We start from the raw sequence: 1,998 nt of genomic DNA, 5'->3' as shown, positions 1-1,998 counted from the left end.
CGTATCACCAGTGATGGCCCCCCTTCTCCCGAAGTTACGGGGGCATTTTGCCGAGTTCCTTAACCATAGTTCACCCGAACGCCTCGGTATTCTCTACCTGACCACCTGAGTCGGTTTAGGGTACGGGCCGCCATGAAACTCGCTAGAGGCTTTTCTCGACAGCATAGGATCATCCACTTCACCACAATCGGCTCGGCATCAGGTCTCAGACTATTGCCAGGCGGATTTACCTACCTGACGTCCTACACCCTTACCCCGGGACAACCACCGCCCGGGATGGACTACCTTCCTGCGTCACCCCATCACTCACCTACTACCACCTTGGGTCGGCGGCTCCACCACTTTCCTTTCCCCGAAGGGTCCGGAACGGCTTCACGGCCTTAGCATTAATGGGCTCGATGTTTGACGCTTCACAGCGGGTACCGGAATATCAACCGGTTATCCATCGACTACGCCTGTCGGCCTCGCCTTAGGTCCCGACTTACCCTGGGCAGATCAGCTTGACCCAGGAACCCTTAGTCAATCGGCGCACACGTTTCTCACGTGTGTATCGCTACTCATGCCTGCATTCTCACTCGTGAACCGTCCACCACTAGCTTCCGCTGCGGCTTCACCCGGCACACGACGCTCCCCTACCCATCCCAGCCCCCGTTGGGGGTATGTGCTGGAATGACACGACTTCGGCGGTACGCTTGAGCCCCGCTACATTGTCGGCGCGGAATCACTAGACCAGTGAGCTATTACGCACTCTTTCAAGGGTGGCTGCTTCTAAGCCAACCTCCTGGTTGTCTGTGCGACTCCACATCCTTTCCCACTTAGCGTACGCTTAGGGGCCTTAGTCGATGCTCTGGGCTGTTTCCCTCTCGACCATGGAGCTTATCCCCCACAGTCTCACTGCCGTGCTCTCACTTACCGGCATTCGGAGTTTGGCTAAGGTCAGTAACCCGGTAGGGCCCATCGCCTATCCAGTGCTCTACCTCCGGCAAGAAACACACGACGCTGCACCTAAATGCATTTCGGGGAGAACCAGCTATCACGGAGTTTGATTGGCCTTTCACCCCTAACCACAGGTCATCCCCCAGGTTTTCAACCCTGGTGGGTTCGGTCCTCCACGAAGTCTTACCTCCGCTTCAACCTGCCCATGGCTAGATCACTCCGCTTCGGGTCTTGAGCGCGCTACTGAATCGCCCTATTCGGACTCGCTTTCGCTACGGCTTCCCCACACGGGTTAACCTCGCAACACACCGCAAACTCGCAGGCTCATTCTTCAAAAGGCACGCAGTCACGACGCACCAAGCAAGCTTGATGCGCGACGCTCCCACGGCTTGTAGGCACACGGTTTCAGGTACTATTTCACTCCGCTCCCGCGGTACTTTTCACCATTCCCTCACGGTACTATCCGCTATCGGTCACCAGGGAATATTTAGGCTTAGCGGGTGGTCCCGCCAGATTCACACGGGATTTCTCGGGCCCCGTGCTACTTGGGTGTTTCTCAAACGAGCCGTTGACGTTTCGACTACGGGGGTCTTACCCTCTACGCCGGACCTTTCGCATGTCCTTCGCCTACATCAACGGTTTCTGACTCGTCTCACGGCCGGCAGACCGTGAAAGAGAAATCCCACAACCCCCACGACGCAACCCCTGCCGGGTCTCACACGTCGTAGGTTTAGCCTCATCCAGTTTCGCTCGCCACTACTCCCGGAATCACGGTTGTTTTCTCTTCCTGCGGGTACTGAGATGTTTCACTTCCCCGCGTTCCCTCCACTTGCCCTATGTGTTCAGGCAAGGGTGACAGCCCATGACGACTGCCGGGTTTCCCCATTCGGAAACCCCCGGATCAAAGCCTGGTTGACGACTCCCCGGGGACTATCGTGGCCTCCCACGTCCTTCATCGGTTCCTGGTGCCAAGGCATCCACCGTGCGCCCTTAAAAACTTGGCCACAGATGCTCGCGTCCACTGTGCAGTTCTCAAACAACGACCAACCACCCATCACCCCG

Annotated in this window: 1 rRNA gene (running past one end of the window); it reads right to left on the bottom strand. The window is 57.3% G+C overall.

Annotated elements, in window-relative coordinates:
• A 23S ribosomal RNA gene (locus tag ACZ4VA_RS38595) occupies window positions 1–1,940 on the bottom strand; it reaches 1,271 nt to the left of the window's first position.
• Between the last annotated feature and the right edge of the window lie 58 nt (window positions 1,941–1,998).

This window comes from Streptomyces sp. NPDC028308, from assembly GCF_055565855.1.
This window is presented reverse-complemented; position numbering and strand designations above follow the sequence as displayed.